This window comes from Vibrio hepatarius, from assembly GCF_011806575.1.
Lineage (GTDB): Bacteria > Pseudomonadota > Gammaproteobacteria > Enterobacterales > Vibrionaceae > Vibrio > Vibrio hepatarius_A.
In genome coordinates this window covers 22,516-40,613 of sequence record NZ_JAATOO010000027.1, presented here as the reverse complement: position 1 = coordinate 40,613, position 18,098 = coordinate 22,516, and the positions used below count along the sequence as shown (strand labels likewise).

The window sequence follows — 18,098 nt, the reverse complement described above, 5'->3', positions numbered from 1 at the left end:
CCTTATGCCTCCTCTTTTACTGGTTTGCCATCAGGCTTCAGCATCGCAATCACGAAGTCCATTGAAGACTCAACTTTACCTTGGTTTACCGCTGCCGCTGGGTCTACGTTCTTCGGACAAACTTCAGAACAGTACCCGACGAAAGTACAACCCCAAGCGCCGTTGTCGCCGTTAATCAGCTTCATACGTTCTGCTTTACCGTTGTCACGGCTGTCTAAGTTGTAGCGGTGTGCCAGTGTTAGCGCCGCAGGACCAATAAACTCAGGGTTCAGACCAAACTGTGGACACGCTGCGTAACAAAGACCACAGTTGATACAACCCGCAAATTGCTTGTACTTCGCCATTTGCTCAGGGGTTTGTAGGTTGGTGCCGTCTTCTGGTTTGCGGTCGTTACCGATGATGTAAGGTTTGATCGCTTCAAGACGCTCGATAAACGGCGTCATATCAACGATCAAGTCTTTCTCGATCGGGAAGTTCGCTAACGGTTCGATTTTCACACCATTTGGGTAGTCACGTAAGAAGCTCTTACACGCGAGCTTAGGTACGCCATTGACCATGATGCCGCACGAACCACAGATCGCCATACGACAAGACCAGCGGTAAGAGAGGTCTTTGTCTAGGTTGTCTTTGATGTAACCAATCGCGTCTAATACAGACATGGTTTCATCGAATGGCACTTCGAAGGTTTGTAAATGCGGTTCTGCGTCTTTCTCTGGGTCATAACGCAGAATGTCGACTTTCTGGATGCGGTTTGCTGACATTATGCTTGCTCCTCTGCGTTCTTCGCTGCTGCTTCTTCTGCTGCGGCTTTTTCTGCAGCTTCACCGTATAGACGCGCTTTAGGCTGAGACTTAGTGATAGTCACTTTACTGTAGTCAATGCTAGGCGCTGTATCTGGTTGGTAGAAAGCAAGCGAGTGTTTCAGGAAGTTCACGTCGTCACGCTCAGTGCAACCGTCGTCTAGACGTTGGTGCGCACCGCGAGATTCTTTACGTAGGATCGCAGAGTGAACCATCGCTTCTGCTACTTCTAGGCCGTAACCCACTTCGATTGCGTATAGAAGGTCCGTGTTGAACACTTTGCCTTTATCTTTGATGCTGATGCGTTTGTAACGTTCTTTAAGTTCAGTGATCTTATCGATGGTTGCTTGCATCAGATCTTCTTGGCGGTAGATACCACAGCCTGCTTCCATGGTGTGACCCATTTCAGTGCGGATATCGGCCCAGTTCTCATCACCTTCTTGGTTCATTAGCGCTTTGATGCGTGCTTCAACCGCTTTCACTTGAGCGTCAATCGCTGCTTCGTTCCAGCCTTTGAATTCCGCTGCGCGCTGAACTGCTTGTTCACCTGCAACGCGACCAAATACGACAAACTCTGCGAGTGAGTTAGAGCCAAGACGGTTTGCACCGTGTAGACCAACAGACGCACATTCGCCGACTGCGAACAGACCTTTAATGCGAGTTTCACATTGTTGGTCGGTTTCGATACCACCCATGGTGTAGTGAACGGTAGGACGGATTGGAATTGGCTCTTTAGCTGGGTCAACGTTGACGTACGCTTTTGCCAGTTCACAGATGAACGGTAGGCGTTCTTGTAGGTATTCTTCACCCAAGTGACGAAGGTCAAGGTGCACCACGTCACCAAGAGGGTGTTTGATGGTGTTGCCTTTTTGTTGCTCGTGCCAGAAAGCTTGTGAAACTTTGTCACGTGGACCCAGTTCCATGTATTTGTTCTTTGGCTGACCCACTGGAGTTTCAGGACCCATGCCGTAATCTTGTAGGTAACGGTAGCCGTTCTTGTTAACGATGATACCGCCTTCACCACGACAACCTTCCGTCATCAGGATACCTGTACCTGGTAGACCTGTTGGGTGGTATTGAACGAACTCCATATCACGTAGAGGAACGCCGTGACGGTAAGCCATCGCCATGCCGTCACCTGTAACGATACCGCCGTTGGTGTTGCAGTGGTAAACACGACCTGCGCCACCCGTCGCCAGTACGACAGACTTCGCTTTGATAGTCACCAGCTCACCTTCTGACATGTGAATCGCAATCAGACCTTGCACTTCACCGTCATCGACGATTAGGTCAACAACGAAGTACTCGTCAAAACGTTTGATGTTTTGGTACTTCATTGATGTTTGGAATAGGGTGTGAAGCATATGGAAGCCGGTTTTATCCGCAGCAAACCAAGTACGCTCAACTTTCATACCACCAAAACGACGAACGTTAACTTCACCGTTTTCTTTACGACTCCATGGGCAGCCCCATTGCTCCATCTGGATCATTTCGCGAGTCGCGTTTTCTACGAAATATTCAACAACATCCTGTTCACACAGCCAGTCACCACCGCCAACAGTATCGTTGAAGTGGTTATCTAAGCTGTCTTCATCCTTGATAACTGCCGCCGAGCCACCTTCTGCTGCCACTGTGTGTGAACGCATTGGGTAAACTTTAGAAATTAGTGCAACTTCTAAGTCAGGGTTTGCTTCAGCCGCTGCAATAGCAGTTCGAAGACCAGCGCCGCCAGCGCCGATTACTGCGATATCTGTGGTGATAATTTGCACAGTTATCCTCCAGTGTGAAATTGCGGAAGAATCCGCTTGTTATTGTTAATTCGGGGAACACCCCAAAAGTGGTAGAGTCAGTGTAGAAGAGCACCATGATAGAAAAATTGACGTATTTAGGTTTTTGCTTCGGAAATGCATATAAAGGCATAAAAAATATAGGATATGTGATAGCTATCACGGCACATGTCTTTGGCGCGTTTTTGTCTTAAACTACCGCTGTTACAAAGATGTTGCGCTTGTTGGCCCAGGAGTTTAATAATCGATAACGTTAACTAATAATTATTGACTGTAATACGTAAAGTTTGCGCTTGTTGGCAGCAAAAACTCTGCTTGCAAAGCCTTCCAATAATGGTACTTTTGCCGAAATTTGTGTGTTTGAGGTATGAGTATGAACTGGCAACCGACGGCAAGTATCGAGCAGTTGAGATCAAGGGCGAAGGTTATCCAAACCATTCGTCAGTTTTTTGCCAATAAAAATGTGCTAGAGGTGGACACGCCAGCGATGAGTCACGCCACGGTGACTGATATTCATCTGCATACTTTCCAAACTGAATTCGTCGGTCCAGATTATGCTGATGGGCGTAAACTGTATATTATGACCAGTCCTGAGTTCCATATGAAAAGACTACTGGCCGCAGGCAGTGGCTGTATTTATCAGATCTGTAAGTCTTTTCGCAATGAAGAAAACGGTCGTTATCATAACCCAGAGTTTACGATGCTAGAGTGGTACCGTGTTGGCTTTGACCACCACCAGTTGATGGATGAGATGGACGAACTTTTGCAGCTTGTGCTTGGTTGTGGTGATGCGCAGCGCATGAGTTATCAGCAGGCGTTTCTCTCGGTGCTTGGCGTTTGTCCGCTTGAGGCGAGTATGGCTGAGCTTAAACGCGTGGCTTCCGAACTGGGTTTAAGTGATATCGCTGAGCCAGAGCAAGACCGTGACACCTTATTGCAACTGCTGTTTAGTATCGGCGTCGAAGGAAAAATCGGTCAGGACACCCCGGCATTTGTTTTTGATTTCCCTGCATCGCAAGCCGCCTTAGCGAAGATTAACCCTCAAGACCCAAGAGTCGCGGATCGCTTTGAGGTTTACTTTAAGGGCATCGAATTGGCGAATGGGTTCCACGAACTCGACAATCCGGCTGAGCAACTCAAACGTTTTGAAGAGGATAATCTCAAGCGTGCAGAAATGGGGCTCGTAGCTCAGCCTATTGACCATCATCTGATTGAGGCGCTTAAGTCGGGTTTGCCGGATTGCGCGGGTGTGGCGTTGGGGATTGATCGCCTGATTATGCTGTCATTGGGTTGCGACCATATTGATCAAGTCACCGCATTTCCTTTCCCTCGTGCGTAAGGAAATGTGCAACAGATTCTTATTCTGAGTGCTTTTGACTCGCGTAGGCACTCCATCCTCGTTATACTCCCAATCTGAATTTTAGCCTAGCGCTGCTTATTTCCTGTAAGTTGGATGGCAGCGCTATCATCGAAGAGCACAGGACATGCAAGAGTACATCGCATTTTTTCAAGAGAACATGATTCTATCTCTGGTATGGGTAGGTCTATTGATTGCCCTTATCGCGAACATCGTGAAATCAGCCACCGCAGCGTATAAAGAAATCACCGTTTCAGAAGTAACGACCCTGCTAAACCGCGAAAACGGTGTAGTCGTCGATATCCGTACGAAAGATGAATTTCGCAAAGGCCATATTACCGATGCACTTCACATTTTACCTTCTGACATTAAAGCAGGTAGCTTTGGTAACCTTGAAAACCACAAATCTGACCCAATCATCGTGGTATGTAAGTCAGGTCAGACAGCTCAAGAGAGCGCTAACCTGTTAGTTAAAGCGGGCTTTGAAAAAGTCAGCGTGCTTAAGAATGGTCTGATTGCTTGGAACGAAGCGAACCTACCGCTCGTCAAAGGCAAGAAGTAACTCACTCACCGAATACCTGAAACGCTGATTGAAAAATCAGCGTTTGACTGAGAGAGATGTGAACACTCCCACGATTTTTAGTGGAAACCTAGTCTTCAAAACGTCTCTCGGTTAGTCTCGAAGCAGACACGTAATTCAAGGATTAAAGGATTTTAAAAATGGCTGAAGCAGCACCACAACAAGAATCGCAAAACTTCGCAATTCAACGTATCTTCCTAAAAGATGTATCTTTCGAAGCGCCTAACTCACCAACTATGTTCCAAAAAGAATGGAACCCAGATGTGAAGCTAGACCTAGACACACAAAGCCGTGAACTAGGCGAAGGTGTTTATGAAGTAGTGCTGCGTCTGACAGTGACAGTGAAAAACGCTGAAGAAACAGCATTCCTATGTGAAGTTCAGCAAGGTGGTATCTTCACCGCTGAGAAAATGGAAGCGGGTCAACTAGCACACTGCCTAGGTGCGTTCTGCCCGAACATCCTATTCCCATACGCTCGCGAAACTATCTCTAGCCTAGTGGTTAAAGGTACGTTCCCTCAACTAAACCTAGCACCAGTTAACTTTGATGCTCTGTTTATGAACTACCTACAGCAGCAAGCTGCACAAGGCGAAGGCGAAGCTGAAGCGTAATTAGCTCGCTCTGAATCAACAGCGAGTGAAAAAATGCACAGAGCATCTATGATAACGATGCGATGTGCATTTTTTGTTTCAAACTAGCCCTCAGAGTTCAACTCTTAATGCCCCTAATAGCTTGCTGGGTGCTAAGAACTGGATTCTAGTCAATTAACGACAATCAGGCGGAACAATGACAGATAAAAATAGCAAGAATGCTTACGGCAAAGAGATTTCGATGACAGTCCTAGGTGCTGGTTCATACGGAACTTCGTTAGCGATTTCGTTGGCTCGTAATGGTGCGAATGTGGTGATTTGGGGACACGAACCTGAACATATGGCTCGTCTTGAAGCCGACCGCGCAAACCATGAGTTTTTACCTGGTATCGATTTTCCAGAATCGTTAATTGTCGAATCTGACCTTGAGAAAGCGGTGCAAGCAAGCCGTGATTTATTGGTGGTAGTACCGAGCCATGTGTTTGGTATCGTGCTCAATAACGTCAAACCTTTCTTGCGCGAAGACTCACGTATCTGCTGGGCAACTAAGGGTCTAGAGCCAGAAACCGGCCGACTGCTGAAAGACGTTGCACACGATGTGATCGGTGAAGGTTACTCGTTGGCAGTATTATCCGGGCCTACATTTGCCAAAGAATTGGCGATGGGAATGCCGACAGCAATTTCGGTGGCATCACCTGATGCCGAGTTTGTCGCTGACCTACAAGAGAAAATTCACTGTAGCAAAACGTTCCGAGTTTACGCTAATAGTGACTTTACCGGCATGCAGCTTGGCGGCGCGGTGAAGAACGTGATTGCGATTGGTGCAGGTATGTCTGACGGAATCGGCTTTGGCGCAAACGCGCGTACCGCATTGATTACCCGAGGCTTAGCTGAAATGACGCGTCTGGGCGCAGCTCTAGGCGCACAAACCGAGACCTTTATGGGTATGGCAGGATTGGGGGACTTGGTACTAACATGTACAGATAACCAATCACGCAACCGCCGTTTCGGTCTGGCTTTAGGACAGGGTAAAGACGTTGATACCGCACAGACTGAAATCGGTCAGGTAGTGGAAGGTTATCGCAACACAAAAGAGGTGTGGTTGTTGGCGCAACGCATGGGCGTAGAGATGCCGATTGTTGACCAAATTTATCAAGTATTGTATCAAGGAAAGGATGCAAGACTGGCAGCAAAAGATTTGCTGGCACGAGATAAGAAAGCAGAAGCATAACCGCGAACGCAACATCTAGGGATTAGGGATTTTGATGAAACATTGCGAAAAACAGAAAGTCTGGCAAGCGATCGTTCGAGAAGCAAGAGAGCTCTCCGAACAAGAGCCAATGCTGGCGAGCTTTTACCATGCGACGATTATTAAGCATGATAGCTTAGCTTCAGCTTTGAGTTACATTCTTGCCAATAAGCTAAACACTGCGTCGATGCCAGCAATGGCAGTACGTGAAGTGGTTGAAGAAGCATTCAATGCTGACCCAACAATCACGGAAGCAGCGGCTTGTGATATCTGTGCAACGGTGAATCGAGATCCGGCGGTTTCCATGTATTCAATGCCGCTGCTTTACCTCAAAGGCTACCACGCGTTGCAAGGCTACCGAGTGGCAAACTGGTTATGGCGTCAAGGGCGTATTGCATTGGCGACATATCTGCAAAACCAGATTTCTGTTGCCTGTCAGGTGGATATTCACCCGGCGGCGCGTATTGGTCGCGGTATCATGCTCGACCACGCCACTGGGATTGTGATCGGTGAGACTGCGGTGGTCGAAAATGATGTATCGATTCTGCAGGACGTAACCTTAGGCGGTACCGGTAAAGAGTGCGGAGACCGTCACCCGAAAATCCGCGAAGGCGTGATGATCGGTGCTGGGGCTAAGATCCTGGGCAATATCGAAGTGGGAGAGGGAGCGAAGATTGGTTCGTGCTCTGTGGTATTACAACCTGTACCTGCGCACACTACGGTTGCGGGGGTTCCAGCGAAGATTGTTGGTCGTCCTAAGACCGATAAACCGTCTCTGGACATGGACCAGCAGTTTAACGGCAAGTCGCAAAGCTTTATCGGCGGCGATGGAATCTAGCTTCACTTAAAGATTTTGATAAAAAAAGAGCTAACCCTTGGGTTAGCTCTTTTTGTTTGGCACCAGCAATAGAAAGCAAAGTGATGCTCTCTATTAAGGCGTTGATGTTCTGTGATTAAGCCATAGAATTCAGTTCAACAAGAACTTCTTCTGCCCACTCGATCCAAGCTTGACGGGTAAGCAGGTTACGACGCAGTGTTAGGCGCTCTAAACGTTGCTGTTTGTCTAGCGTTGAAGCTGAAGAGTAGTAAGCGTTTTCAATTTCTTGGTAGTGAGCTACCAATTTACGTGATTCTTCTACCAGCTCCGCCAATTGCACGCGGAAAGGTTCAGAAGGTTGTACAGCGCAAGCCATGAGTTTTGCTGAAAACTCATCACGCACTGTTGGGTGTGCTGTTGGTTGATCGAACCATTCGCCAAGCGCAATACGGCCAGCGTCAGTGATGGAATAAACTTTACGGTCTGGTTTGCCTTCTTGAGGCTCTAATACACAAGTAACCAACTCATTTTGAGCCATTTTGTTGAGCTCGCGGTAAACTTGCTGGTGGCTCGCTTTCCAAAAGTAGCCGATGGTAGCGGAAAACTCTTTAGTGATATCGTAACCAGTTGCATCGCGTGTGCTAAGAACTGTGAGAATAACGTGTGGTAATGACATGTCTTCAATCCAAATTTGGTTAATAAACAAAATTAACTGCTTAGGTACTGTTGTGCTTCTATGGCACTTGTCATCAGTGGTTGTTTAAGCAGCGCCAACAAAGTTGGCCATGTCACCTTAAAAAAGCCGTTTATCACCTAGATCGATATACATAGTATCGAAGTGCTGCACTGTGGGTATTTTTATAAGTAGTGCAGAGGGCGAGTAGTATATCTAAATAATAAGCATAAAGTGGAATAGAAGGACAAAATATACCAAAAAACTTATGATTTTCTAAATAAACTAAAGTATCAGATATAGATTCTGGTAAGTGGTATTAATTGTTCTTATATTAGATTGATTGACTGTAAAATAATCAAGTGCAAGTCATAGCTATAAAAAAGGTTGGCGATGATGCCAACCTTAGTTTTTGGATAACTAGTCCGTTAACCGGTATTTCGCATGCCCGCGGCGATGCCGGCAATGGTGACCATCAACGCTTCTTCCAATTCAGAAGAGGTATCTTCTGTCTGGCGTGTACGATAGAGCAGCTCAGCTTGTAGCATATTGAGTGGCTCGACATAAATGTTACGTAGACGGATCGATTCCTGCCCCCATGGGTCGCTTTGCATTAGGTTCTCGTTGTTCTCTACGTTCAGAACTGACTTGATGTCTTTCTGTAGTTGTTCACGTAGGCGGTCACCCAGCGGTAGCAACTTAGGATTCGCAAGACGTTCGTCGTAGTAGCGCGAGATTTCGAGGTTACACTTGGTGTACACCATCTCTAGCATACCTAAGCGAGTCGAGAAGAATGGCCATTCACGACACATTTCTTCCAGTAGTGCTTGGTGGCCTTTATCTACTGAGTATTGAATTGCTTCACCTGCCCCTAGCCATGCTGGCAGTACCAAACGGTTTTGGCTCCACGAGAAAATCCAAGGAATCGCACGTAAGCTTTCTACGCCGCCGTTTGGATTTCGCTTCGCAGGGCGTGAACCTAACGGTAGTTTTCCTAGCTCCAGTTCAGGCGTTGCCTGACGGAAGTAAGGAACAAAGTCAGGCTCACCACGTACCACTTTACGGTAGGCTTCGCAGCTTACTTCTGACAGCACGTTCATTAGGTCGCGCCACTCTTGCTTTGGCTCTGGTGGTGGCAACAGGTTTGCTTCAAGGATTGCACTTGCGTACAGGTTAAAGCTGTTGACCGCGACTTCTGGCAAGCCAAGCTTAAAGCGGATCATTTCACCTTGCTCTGTGACACGTAGGCCGCCTTTTAAGCTCTTCGGTGGCTGAGACAACAGAGCTGCGTGTGCAGGCGCACCGCCGCGACCAATCGTACCACCACGGCCGTGGAATAGTGTCAGTTCAACACCTTCTTCTTCGGCGACTTTAACCAATGATTCCATCGCATGGTATTGCGCCCAACCTGCAGACATAACGCCAGCGTCTTTAGCTGAATCGGAATAACCGATCATCACCATTTGGTGGTTTTGGATAAAGCCACGGTAAAGGTCGATGCTCATCAGTTGTTTGATAACCGACTCCGCATTGTTCAGGTCGTCGAGGGTCTCGAACAGTGGACACACATCCATACGGTATGGGCAACCTGATTCTTGCAACAATAGGTGAACCGCCAGAACGTCAGAGGCAGTACGCGCCATCGAAATCACATAAGCGCCAAACGCTTCACGTGGCTGTTGAGCAATAATCTTACAGGTGTCCAAAACCTCTTTAACCGGCTCGGATGGTTGCCAGTCACGAGGTAGCAGTGGGCGTTTCGATGCCAGTTCGTTGGTTAGGAAGGCAATCTTATCTTGCTCGCTCCACTGGTCGTAATCGCCGATACCGAGGTAGCGAGTCAGCTCAGACAGTACGTCTGAGTGGCGAGTACTTTCTTGGCGAATATCCAGACGCACCAGATGTACACCAAACGCTTTGATTCGACGTAGCGTATCAAGCAGCGAACCGTCTGCGATGATGCCCATGCCACACTCGTGCAGCGATTGGTAACAGGCGTACAGTGGTTCCCAAAGCTGTTCTATACGTTGTAGTGGTGCTTTCACCGCCAGTTTCTGACCGTTAATCTTAGCGTCCAGAATCTCTTTGGTTTCGGTGAGCAGTGAGCGTAGGCCTTTGAGTACCGCGCGGTAAGGTTCGTGTTCGTCTTCACCAACTAGAGCGCGTACTGCGTCATTACAACGCGTCATCGACAGTTCGCTAACGAGTTCGTTGACGTCACTGAGGTAAAGGTCGGCAGCTTTCCAGCGAGACAGCAACATCACTTCACGAGTGACTGTGTGTGTCACGAATGGGTTACCGTCTCGGTCACCACCCATCCAAGAGGAAAAGTGTACTGGGCGCGCATCAATCGGCAGACCTTCACCGAGGTAGTCTTTAAGGCGAACATCCATTTCACGAAGGAAATCTGGCACCGCTTCCCAAAGTGAGTTTTCTACCACAGCAAAGCCCCATTTCGCTTCATCTAGCGGGGTTGGTCGTTGCTTACGAATGGTATCTGAATGCCAGCTTTGCGCGATTAACTGTTCTAGGCGGCGCTCTGTTTTTTGGCGCTCTTTTGGCGATAGGTCGCTAAGCTCTAGTTTTGATAGACATTTGTTAATCTTAACCAACTTGTGGATCATCGTGCGGCGGGTGATTTCTGTCGGGTGCGCGGTCAGTACCAGTTCAATGTTGAGATCGCGAACCGCCTGCGCCGTATCCAGTTTACTGATTTTGCTTTGGCTCAGTTTGGAGAATAGAGAGTTGATCGCATCCGGTTCACAGACGTGTGCGTCACAATGGCGAGATATCGTATGGTACTGCTCGGCCATGTTGGTCAGATTCAAAAACTGGTTGAATGCGTGTGCAACCGGGGTGAGCTGATCATTAGGCAGGCTCTTAATTTCCTCAATCAAGCTTTCTCGGTCTGATTGATTGCCTGCGAGAGCGGACTTGGAAAGTTTACGGATCGTTTCTACTTTCTCTAGAAGCTCTTCACCATGTGCATCCTTGATGGTGTTACCGAGCAAATGTCCCAGCATGCTCACATTGCTTCTGAGTGCAGAGTATTTCTCATTCATTGTCGTCCTGCCTTGTAAAAAAATTACATCCAATGTTCTTTTGTTCGGTAACCAATCTAGCGAAAAATGTTGCTTCGAGTCAATTATCGCATGCAAAGTTTGCAAATATTGTTCAACTAGACACAAATTTAGTAAGCAACGATTTTTAGTCAAAGTTGCTGAAATTTTATTACAAAATCAGCATGGGGATGGGTCGAGTATTAAGGCAAAGGTCATCGTACTTACGATGACCTTTAGTGGGGCTAGAAGCAGTATTTGTACATCGCTTTTGACAGCACATTGATGGTCGGGTCGATAAATTCGAATGCTAAAAACTCGTCTGGCTGATGGGCTTGGTCAATCGAACCAGGACCCAATACTAGAGTCGGGCACAGTTGCTGGAGGAATGGCGCTTCGGTACAGTAGTTAACGGTTTGAGAATCCAGACCACAGATCTCTTCAACCCCCCCAATAAACGGATGGTCGTGCTGACATTCATATCCTGGAATGGGCTCGTGTAGCGGAGTGATTTCAACGCGTCCCGGCCATTTGGCTTCGACTTCTTTCAGTGCGCCCCTCAGCATGTTGTCTAATCCATCCAAGCTGATGCCCGGTAATGGGCGCACATCGTAGTGCAATTCACAGCAGCCGCAGATCCGGTTGGCACTATCGCCGCCATGAATATGCCCCAAGTTCAAAGTAGGGCTTGGAATCGCAAAACCAGGGTGGTGGTATTCTTTGATCAGCTTATCTCTGAGTTTCATGAGCGCAAACAGCACTTCGTGCATGATCTCGATGGCATTGACGCCCAAAGCCGGATCCGAAGAATGCCCCGATTTGCCTGTGACACGAATAGCGTTCGCTACATGACCTTTGTGTCCGCGAATCGGAATTAGGCTGGTTGGCTCACCAATAATGCAGTAATCCGGTTGAAATGGTGCATTTTCGGTGAAATGACGTGCGCCCAACATGGTGGTTTCTTCGTCACAAGTTGCCAAAATATAGAGTGGCTTAGTTTGTTTACTCCAATCGACCTTTTTTACCGCTTCTATAATAAAGGCGAAATAACCTTTCATATCCGCAGTACCTAGTCCATAAAAACGATTGTCCGTTTCAGTCAACTGATGAGGGTTGAAATTCCAACGCCCTTCATCAAACGGTACAGTATCACTGTGCCCTGCCAGAAGTAGGCCTCCCTCGCCGCTGCCTTTTTTCGCGATCAGGTTGAGTTTGCCGGTTTCAACCTCGGTGACTTCGACGCTAAAGCCGACGTCTTTTAACCATGTCGCTAGTTTTTCAATTACTTGCGCGTTTCCTTCATCCCAACTTGGGTCAGTAGAGCTAATTGAAGAGGTAGAAATCAGGCCGCTGTAGACCTCTTTAAAACTAGGTAATTGCATATTTAGTTTACTTTCCCTGTTGACATAAATTCGCTAAGAAGGTAAAACACATAATAAATCACTTTTGATGAATAAAAAACCGTTAAAAGCTGTGTTTTAGTAAATTTGTAGTCACTATTTGAGTGGCTTTTTTCAACGAAAATGGATGTCTGAAATGCTGAAAACCACGATCATTGGCGCAACTGGTTATACCGGAGCAGAACTTGCGCTTATGGTGCACAAACACCCTGAACTCACGCTATCAGGTTTATATGTTTCCGCCAATAGTGTTGACGCAGGAAAAAGCATTTCACAGCTTCACCGTAAGCTGGCTGGGCTGGTGGACGTAGCAGTAGCGCCATTAGTAGACGTTGAGAAAGTAGCAAGAGAATGTGATGTGGCATTTTTCGCGACCGCGCATGAAGTAAGCCATGACCTCGCTCAGGCGTTCTTAGAACAGGGCTGCCAAGTGTTTGACCTATCGGGAGCGTTCCGCGTTAAGCAAGAAGGCTTCTACCCGAAATATTACGGCTTTGAGCATAAATATGACGTTTTACTCGATAATTCTGCATATGGCTTGGTTGAATGGAACGCAGAGCAGGTGAAGCAGAGCCAACTAGTGGCAGTACCGGGGTGTTACCCAACCGCGTCGCAACTAGCAGTCAAACCACTACTAGAAAGTGGCTTAATTGATACGGCGCAATGGCCAGTGATCAACGCGACTAGTGGGGTTTCAGGCGCAGGCAGAAAAGCGACGCTGAATAACAGCTTTTGTGAAGTGAGCTTAAAACCCTACGGTGTGTTTAGCCACCGTCATCAACCAGAAATTGCCACGCATTTAGGCTGTGATGTCATCTTTACACCACACTTAGGTAATTTCAAAAGAGGCATCTTAGCGACGATCACGATGAAGTTAGCTCAAGGTGTCACAGAACAACAAGTAAAAGACGCATTTGAATCGGCTTACCAAGGTAAACCAGCAGTACGTTTATTGACGGACGAACTGCCAAGTATTCAAAACGTTGAGAATACGCCTTTCTGCGATATCGGCTGGAAGGTGCAAGGCGAGCATATCATTGTGGTCTCTGCGATCGATAACTTGCTAAAAGGTGCATCGAGTCAAGCGATGCAATGTTTAAACATCCACTTCGGATTTCCAGAATTAACTGCCCTTGTATAAGCGAGTAGGCAAAGGAAAAGTGATGACAGATAACAATCAAACTCCATTAGTGATCAAATTAGGCGGCGCAGCGCTGTCGTGTTCTGAGACTCTAAGTAAGGTATTTGGCGCGATTGCTGAGTATCAAGCTCAAGCTCAGCGACGAATTGTGATCGTCCACGGGGGAGGTTATCTGGTGGACGATCTAATGACCCAACTTCAACTGCCAACAGTGAAGAAAGATGGTCTACGTGTAACGCCTTACGATCAAATTGGCGTCATCGCTGGTGCGCTTGCAGGTACAGCGAACAAGATGCTGCAAGGTCAAGCTATCAAAGATGGTTTGAATGCAGTGGGATTAAGTCTAGCGGACGGTGGTTTGTGCCAAGTGACAGAACTTGACCCAGAGCTAGGTGCGGTGGGCAAAGCAACGCCAGGCAAGTCAGACGTGCTACAAGCAATTTTGTCAGCGGGTGCGTTGCCAATCATCAGCTCAATCGGCCTAACGGCTGATGGCCAGATGATGAACGTCAATGCCGACCAAGCGGCGGTTGCCGTGGCTGGAGCGTTAGACGCTGAATTGGTGCTGCTTTCAGACGTGAGCGGTGTACTGGATGGCAAAGGTCACTTGATCAAGAGTCTCAGCCAGTCGCAAGCGGAAGCCTTAATTAAGGGCCACGTGATTACCGACGGCATGATCGTCAAAGTGAATGCAGCGCTAGAAGCGGCTAACGACTTAGGTCGCCCAATTGAAGTGGCGACATGGCGTTACCCAGAAAAACTCGCTGAGCTATTCGCTGGACAAAGCATTGGAACACAGTTTTTACCGCAATAAGCGTTAAAAAATACAGAATTAATAGGAAGTACCCGTAGCACTGACCGCCAAGCGCAGCGCCGGGATTTTGGAGAAAAGAAGATGAGCAAAGTAGAAGTAAATAAAGTAGTTGTCGCATACTCTGGCGGTCTGGATACCTCAGTAATCATTCCATGGTTGAAAGAGAACTATGATTGTGAAGTGGTCGCATTCGTTGCTGATGTCGGCCAAGGTGATGAAGAACTGATCGGTATCGAAGAAAAAGCAAAAGCGTCAGGTGCATCAGAATGTTACGTCGTTGACCTAAAAGAAGAGATGGTCGCAGACTACATCTACCCAACGTTGAAGACAGGTGCGTACTACGAAGGTAAATACCTGCTGGGTACTTCAATGGCACGTCCTATCATCGCCAAAGCACAGGTTGAAGTTGCACGTAAAGTTGGTGCTGATGCACTGTGTCATGGTTGTACTGGTAAAGGTAACGACCAAGTTCGTTTTGAAGGTGCGTTTGCCGCACTTGCCCCAGATCTACACGTGATAGCGCCTTGGCGTGAGTGGGATCTAGTGAGCCGTGAAGAATGTCTGGATTTCCTAGCAGAGCGCAATATCCCATGTAGCGCATCGCTAACTAAAATTTACTCGCGTGACGCAAACGCATGGCACATCTCAACAGAAGGTGGTGTGCTGGAAGATACATGGAATGCGCCAAACGAAGACTGCTGGGTATGGACAGTTGACCCAGAGCAAGCGCCAAACGAAGCTGAATATGTCACTCTACAAGTAGAGAAAGGCGAAGTGGTCGCGGTTGATGGTGAGAAAATGACACCATACAACGCGCTGGTCTACCTTAATGACAAAGGTTCAAAACACGGTGTTGGTCGTATCGATATCGTAGAAAACCGTCTTGTGGGTATGAAGTCTCGTGGTTGTTACGAAACCCCAGGGGGCACCATCATGATGGAAGCTCTGCGCGCAGTTGAGCAACTTGTGTTGGATAAATCGTCATTTGAGTTCCGTGAAGAATTAGGCCTAAAAGCGTCACACTTGGTTTACGATGGCCGTTGGTTTACACCACTGTGTAAGTCTATCCTTGCTGCTTCTGAAGAGTTAGCGCAAGACGTTAACGGTGAAGTCGTCGTGAAACTCTACAAAGGTCAAGCGACTGTGACACAAAAACGTTCTGATAACAGCTTGTATTGTGAACAGTTTGCGACCTTTGGTGAAGATGAAGTGTATGACCAATCTCATGCGGAAGGCTTTATCCGTCTTTACTCTCTGTCGAGCCGTATCCGTGCACTAAATAGTCAGAAATAGTAGTTAAAGATCTCTTGCTACTTGGTAAAGCCCGCCTTTTTGAAGGCGGGTTTTTCATTTTTAGCGTACAGAAAACTGAACAAAATTAGTTTGAATAAATATGTAAAAATAATGAATTAATACTTTATTTTTGTCTGGAATTGCCGTAACTTTGAACCATCAAAAGAATACTGAATTTCATTCAGAGATTGTATAGGTAAAGTCACTGCCAGTAGCAGCAGTGAGCACTGGTAATCAGGAGATACGCAATGGCATTATGGGGCGGAAGATTTACCCAAGCAGCAGATACTAGATTCAAAGAATTCAACGATTCATTGCGCTTCGATTACCGATTGGCTGAGCAAGATATTGTTGGTTCAATAGCTTGGTCAAAAGCACTGTTGTCTGTGAATGTGCTGAGTGAAGAAGAACAGCAAAAGCTCGAGTTAGCACTGAATGAGCTCAAACTCGAAGTGATGGAAGATCCACATCAGATTTTGCGCTCTGATGCTGAAGATATCCACTCGTGGGTGGAACAGCAATTGATCAGCAAAGTGGGTGATTTAGGCAAAAAGCTTCACACAGGTCGTTCACGTAACGACCAAGTCGCGACAGACCTTAAACTGTGGTGTCGCCAGCAGGGTCAACAACTACTCATGGCGCTCGACCGTCTGCAGTCACAAATGGTTTCAGTCGCGAGACAGCATCAAGGCACCGTACTGCCGGGTTATACCCACTTGCAACGTGCTCAGCCAGTAACGTTTGCTCACTGGTGTTTGGCTTATGTTGAAATGTTTGAACGTGACTATTCACGCCTACACGATGCGATTGAACGTTTGGATACATGCCCATTGGGTTCTGGTGCATTGGCAGGTACAGCGTACCCAATCGATCGTGAGAAACTGGCGCACAACTTGGGTTTCCGTCGTGCAACTCGTAACTCGCTTGACTCAGTTTCTGACCGCGATCATGTAATGGAGTTGATGTCAGTCGCATCGATCTCAATGCTGCATTTGTCACGCCTCGCTGAAGATATGATTTTCTACAACTCGGGTGAGTCAAACTTCATTGAGTTAGCCGATACAGTTACATCAGGTTCGTCGCTGATGCCACAAAAGAAGAACCCAGACGCGCTAGAACTTATCCGTGGTAAGACGGGGCGTGTTTACGGCTCTCTAGCAGCGATGATGATGACGGTAAAAGCGTTACCGCTGGCATACAACAAGGACATGCAGGAAGACAAAGAAGGCCTGTTTGACGCGCTGGATACGTGGAACGACTGTATGGAAATGGCAGCGCTGTGTTTTGACGGGATCAAAGTCAACGGCGAACGTACATTGGAAGCGGCGAAACAAGGTTATGCGAATGCAACTGAGCTGGCTGACTACTTAGTGGCGAAAGGTATTCCTTTCCGTGAAGCGCACCATATTGTCGGTGTTGCGGTCGTTGGCGCGATTGCGAAAGGCTGTGCACTAGAAGAGCTATCGATTGCTGAGCTGAAAGAGTTTTCTCCAGTGATTGAAGCGGACGTCTACGAGATTCTCACCATCGACTCGTGTTTAGAGAAACGTAGTGCATTAGGTGGCGTGTCTCCAAAACAAGTCGCGTACGCGGTTGAGCAGGCAGAATCCCGTTTGATTAAACGAGATACATCCACTGTGAAAGTGCGTCCAGCGCGTCTGACCGATATTGAAGCGCTCGAGGGAATGGTGACGTACTGGGCGAACATGGGCGAAAACCTTCCTCGCTCAAGAAGTGAACTGGTGAGAGACATCGGCTCGTTTGCGGTGGCGGAACATCATGGCGAAGTGACAGGTTGTGCATCGCTTTACGTGTACGATTCAGGCCTTGCGGAGATTCGTTCTCTCGGGGTTGAAGCTGGGTGGCAACACCAAGGACAGGGCACTGCGATCGTACAATACTTGGTTGAAAAAGCGCGCCAAATGGCGATCAAGAAAGTGTTCGTTCTGACTCGCACGCCAGAGTTCTTTATGAAGCAAAGCTTCTTACCGACGTCTAAGTCTTTGTTACCAGAAAAAGTGCTAAAAGACTGCGAACAGTGCCCACGCCAACATGCTTGTGACGAGGTTGCACTAGAAGTCAATCTGGTTGAGAAAGTCATCGCTCGTTCAAACGTCGCATAACGTACTGAATAAAAAGGTTTTCAAAAAAAGATCCAAAAGATCATCGATTTTTAGGAACCTTTAAGAAAAGGCGGGGTCTATTAAAGTACCACTGCTTTTTCTTAGACAAATCTAAGAGAGCCCCAAGACCGATATTGGTTTTGGGGCTTTTTTCTATCTACTACTTTTTACTATTCCGTTTGCGCCATGGCAGGATGACAAAACGCATCCAAAGGTGCAGGGCGAGTAGCGTATTAAACGCAAATCCAGCAAAAATCAACGCAATAGACTCAATACTTTTAGGGTTATCGTGGCAGAGAAACCACCAAACGATCCAACAAAGTACCGAAAGTACCGTCAGTTGATCCATGCAGCGTTGGCAACGGCCAATCTTTTTCCAGAACCAATGAGATTGTTCACAGTTATGACATGTCAT

15 protein-coding genes are annotated in these 18,098 nt (G+C 47.3%); 9 read left to right on the top strand and 6 right to left on the bottom strand.

Translation table 11 applies throughout. The features are described 5' to 3' along the window. Positions 1-2 precede the first annotated feature (2 nt). Positions 3-761: a succinate dehydrogenase/fumarate reductase iron-sulfur subunit gene (locus HCZ42_RS18095; protein ID WP_167422162.1), complete on the bottom strand. Its 759-nt coding sequence runs from the start codon at positions 759-761 to the stop codon at positions 3-5. Next, positions 761-2,569 (bottom strand): fumarate reductase (quinol) flavoprotein subunit, encoded by a 1,809-nt coding sequence (gene frdA / locus HCZ42_RS18090; RefSeq protein ID WP_167422161.1) that lies wholly within the window; start codon positions 2,567-2,569, stop codon positions 761-763. Before frdA ends, HCZ42_RS18095 begins: the two co-directional genes overlap by 1 nt. A gap of 385 nt (positions 2,570-2,954) precedes the next feature. Between frdA and epmA the strand changes: the two genes are divergently transcribed. From epmA to cysE, 5 genes are all read left to right on the top strand, one after another. Next, positions 2,955-3,926: an elongation factor P--(R)-beta-lysine ligase gene (gene epmA, locus HCZ42_RS18085; protein ID WP_167422160.1), complete on the top strand. Its 972-nt coding sequence runs from the start codon at positions 2,955-2,957 to the stop codon at positions 3,924-3,926. A gap of 145 nt (positions 3,927-4,071) precedes the next feature. Further along, a complete protein-coding gene (locus HCZ42_RS18080; protein WP_167422159.1) occupies positions 4,072-4,506 on the top strand; it encodes a rhodanese-like domain-containing protein in 435 nt (144 codons plus the stop codon). Positions 4,507-4,664: 158 nt separating this feature from the next. After that, entirely contained in the window at positions 4,665-5,135 is a 471-nt protein-coding gene (gene secB / locus HCZ42_RS18075) for a protein-export chaperone SecB (RefSeq protein WP_167422158.1), read from the top strand. Between the two features lie 175 nt (positions 5,136-5,310). Beyond that, positions 5,311-6,345, top strand: coding sequence for an NAD(P)H-dependent glycerol-3-phosphate dehydrogenase (gpsA, locus tag HCZ42_RS18070; RefSeq protein ID WP_167422157.1), 1,035 nt, complete (start codon positions 5,311-5,313; stop codon positions 6,343-6,345). A 34-nt stretch (positions 6,346-6,379) separates the two neighbouring features. Next, positions 6,380-7,201, top strand: a complete 822-nt coding sequence (gene cysE, locus HCZ42_RS18065) for a serine O-acetyltransferase (RefSeq protein WP_053410175.1) — start codon at positions 6,380-6,382, stop codon at positions 7,199-7,201. A 115-nt stretch (positions 7,202-7,316) separates the two neighbouring features. Here the strand turns inward: cysE and HCZ42_RS18060 are convergent, their stop codons facing one another. The 3 genes from HCZ42_RS18060 to argE form a co-directional block, all read right to left on the bottom strand. Further along, a complete protein-coding gene (locus tag HCZ42_RS18060) occupies positions 7,317-7,856 on the bottom strand; it encodes a PadR family transcriptional regulator (RefSeq protein ID WP_167422156.1) in 540 nt (179 codons plus the stop codon). A 425-nt stretch (positions 7,857-8,281) separates the two neighbouring features. Then, positions 8,282-10,915 (bottom strand): phosphoenolpyruvate carboxylase, encoded by a 2,634-nt coding sequence (gene ppc / locus HCZ42_RS18055; protein ID WP_167422155.1) that lies wholly within the window; start codon positions 10,913-10,915, stop codon positions 8,282-8,284. A gap of 242 nt (positions 10,916-11,157) precedes the next feature. Further along, positions 11,158-12,294, bottom strand: a complete 1,137-nt coding sequence (gene argE, locus HCZ42_RS18050) for an acetylornithine deacetylase (RefSeq protein WP_167422154.1) — start codon at positions 12,292-12,294, stop codon at positions 11,158-11,160. A gap of 154 nt (positions 12,295-12,448) precedes the next feature. On the opposite strand from argE, the gene argC reads away from it, so the two are divergent. The 4 genes from argC to argH all read left to right on the top strand — a co-directional run bounded on the left by argC (position 12,449) and on the right by argH (position 17,683). Then, the gene (argC, locus tag HCZ42_RS18045) at positions 12,449-13,453 is read left to right on the top strand and encodes an N-acetyl-gamma-glutamyl-phosphate reductase (RefSeq protein ID WP_167422172.1); all 1,005 of its coding nucleotides are present in this window, start codon (positions 12,449-12,451) and stop codon (positions 13,451-13,453) included. Positions 13,454-13,475: 22 nt separating this feature from the next. Beyond that, positions 13,476-14,267: an acetylglutamate kinase gene (gene argB, locus HCZ42_RS18040; RefSeq protein ID WP_167422153.1), complete on the top strand. Its 792-nt coding sequence runs from the start codon at positions 13,476-13,478 to the stop codon at positions 14,265-14,267. A gap of 81 nt (positions 14,268-14,348) precedes the next feature. Next, on the top strand, positions 14,349-15,560 hold the full coding sequence (locus HCZ42_RS18035; RefSeq protein WP_167422152.1) for an argininosuccinate synthase: 1,212 nt from the start codon (positions 14,349-14,351) through the stop codon (positions 15,558-15,560). Positions 15,561-15,808: 248 nt separating this feature from the next. Further along, positions 15,809-17,683: an argininosuccinate lyase gene (gene argH / locus HCZ42_RS18030; protein ID WP_167422151.1), complete on the top strand. Its 1,875-nt coding sequence runs from the start codon at positions 15,809-15,811 to the stop codon at positions 17,681-17,683. A 160-nt stretch (positions 17,684-17,843) separates the two neighbouring features. Here argH and HCZ42_RS18025 read toward each other — a convergent pair whose 3' ends face one another. Beyond that, positions 17,844-18,098: a DUF3624 domain-containing protein gene (locus HCZ42_RS18025; protein ID WP_167422150.1), complete on the bottom strand. Its 255-nt coding sequence runs from the start codon at positions 18,096-18,098 to the stop codon at positions 17,844-17,846.

Bases quoted from the DNA above. Each gene is read 5' to 3' on its own strand.
- epmA (WP_167422160.1), top strand. From the start codon at position 2,955: ATGAGTATGAACTGGCAACCGACGGCAAGTATCGAGCAGTTGAGATCA.
- ppc (WP_167422155.1), bottom strand. From the start codon at position 10,915: ATGAATGAGAAATACTCTGCACTCAGAAGCAATGTGAGCATGCTGGGA.
- argB (WP_167422153.1), top strand. From the start codon at position 13,476: ATGACAGATAACAATCAAACTCCATTAGTGATCAAATTAGGCGGCGCA.
- secB (WP_167422158.1), top strand. From the start codon at position 4,665: ATGGCTGAAGCAGCACCACAACAAGAATCGCAAAACTTCGCAATTCAA.
- HCZ42_RS18060 (WP_167422156.1), bottom strand. From the start codon at position 7,856: ATGTCATTACCACACGTTATTCTCACAGTTCTTAGCACACGCGATGCA.
- HCZ42_RS18035 (WP_167422152.1), top strand. From the start codon at position 14,349: ATGAGCAAAGTAGAAGTAAATAAAGTAGTTGTCGCATACTCTGGCGGT.
- HCZ42_RS18095 (WP_167422162.1), bottom strand. From the start codon at position 761: ATGTCAGCAAACCGCATCCAGAAAGTCGACATTCTGCGTTATGACCCA.
- gpsA (WP_167422157.1), top strand. From the start codon at position 5,311: ATGACAGATAAAAATAGCAAGAATGCTTACGGCAAAGAGATTTCGATG.
- argC (WP_167422172.1), top strand. From the start codon at position 12,449: ATGCTGAAAACCACGATCATTGGCGCAACTGGTTATACCGGAGCAGAA.
- argE (WP_167422154.1), bottom strand. From the start codon at position 12,294: ATGCAATTACCTAGTTTTAAAGAGGTCTACAGCGGCCTGATTTCTACC.
- argH (WP_167422151.1), top strand. From the start codon at position 15,809: ATGGCATTATGGGGCGGAAGATTTACCCAAGCAGCAGATACTAGATTC.
- HCZ42_RS18080 (WP_167422159.1), top strand. From the start codon at position 4,072: ATGCAAGAGTACATCGCATTTTTTCAAGAGAACATGATTCTATCTCTG.
- HCZ42_RS18025 (WP_167422150.1), bottom strand. From the start codon at position 18,098: ATGACATGTCATAACTGTGAACAATCTCATTGGTTCTGGAAAAAGATT.
- cysE (WP_053410175.1), top strand. From the start codon at position 6,380: ATGAAACATTGCGAAAAACAGAAAGTCTGGCAAGCGATCGTTCGAGAA.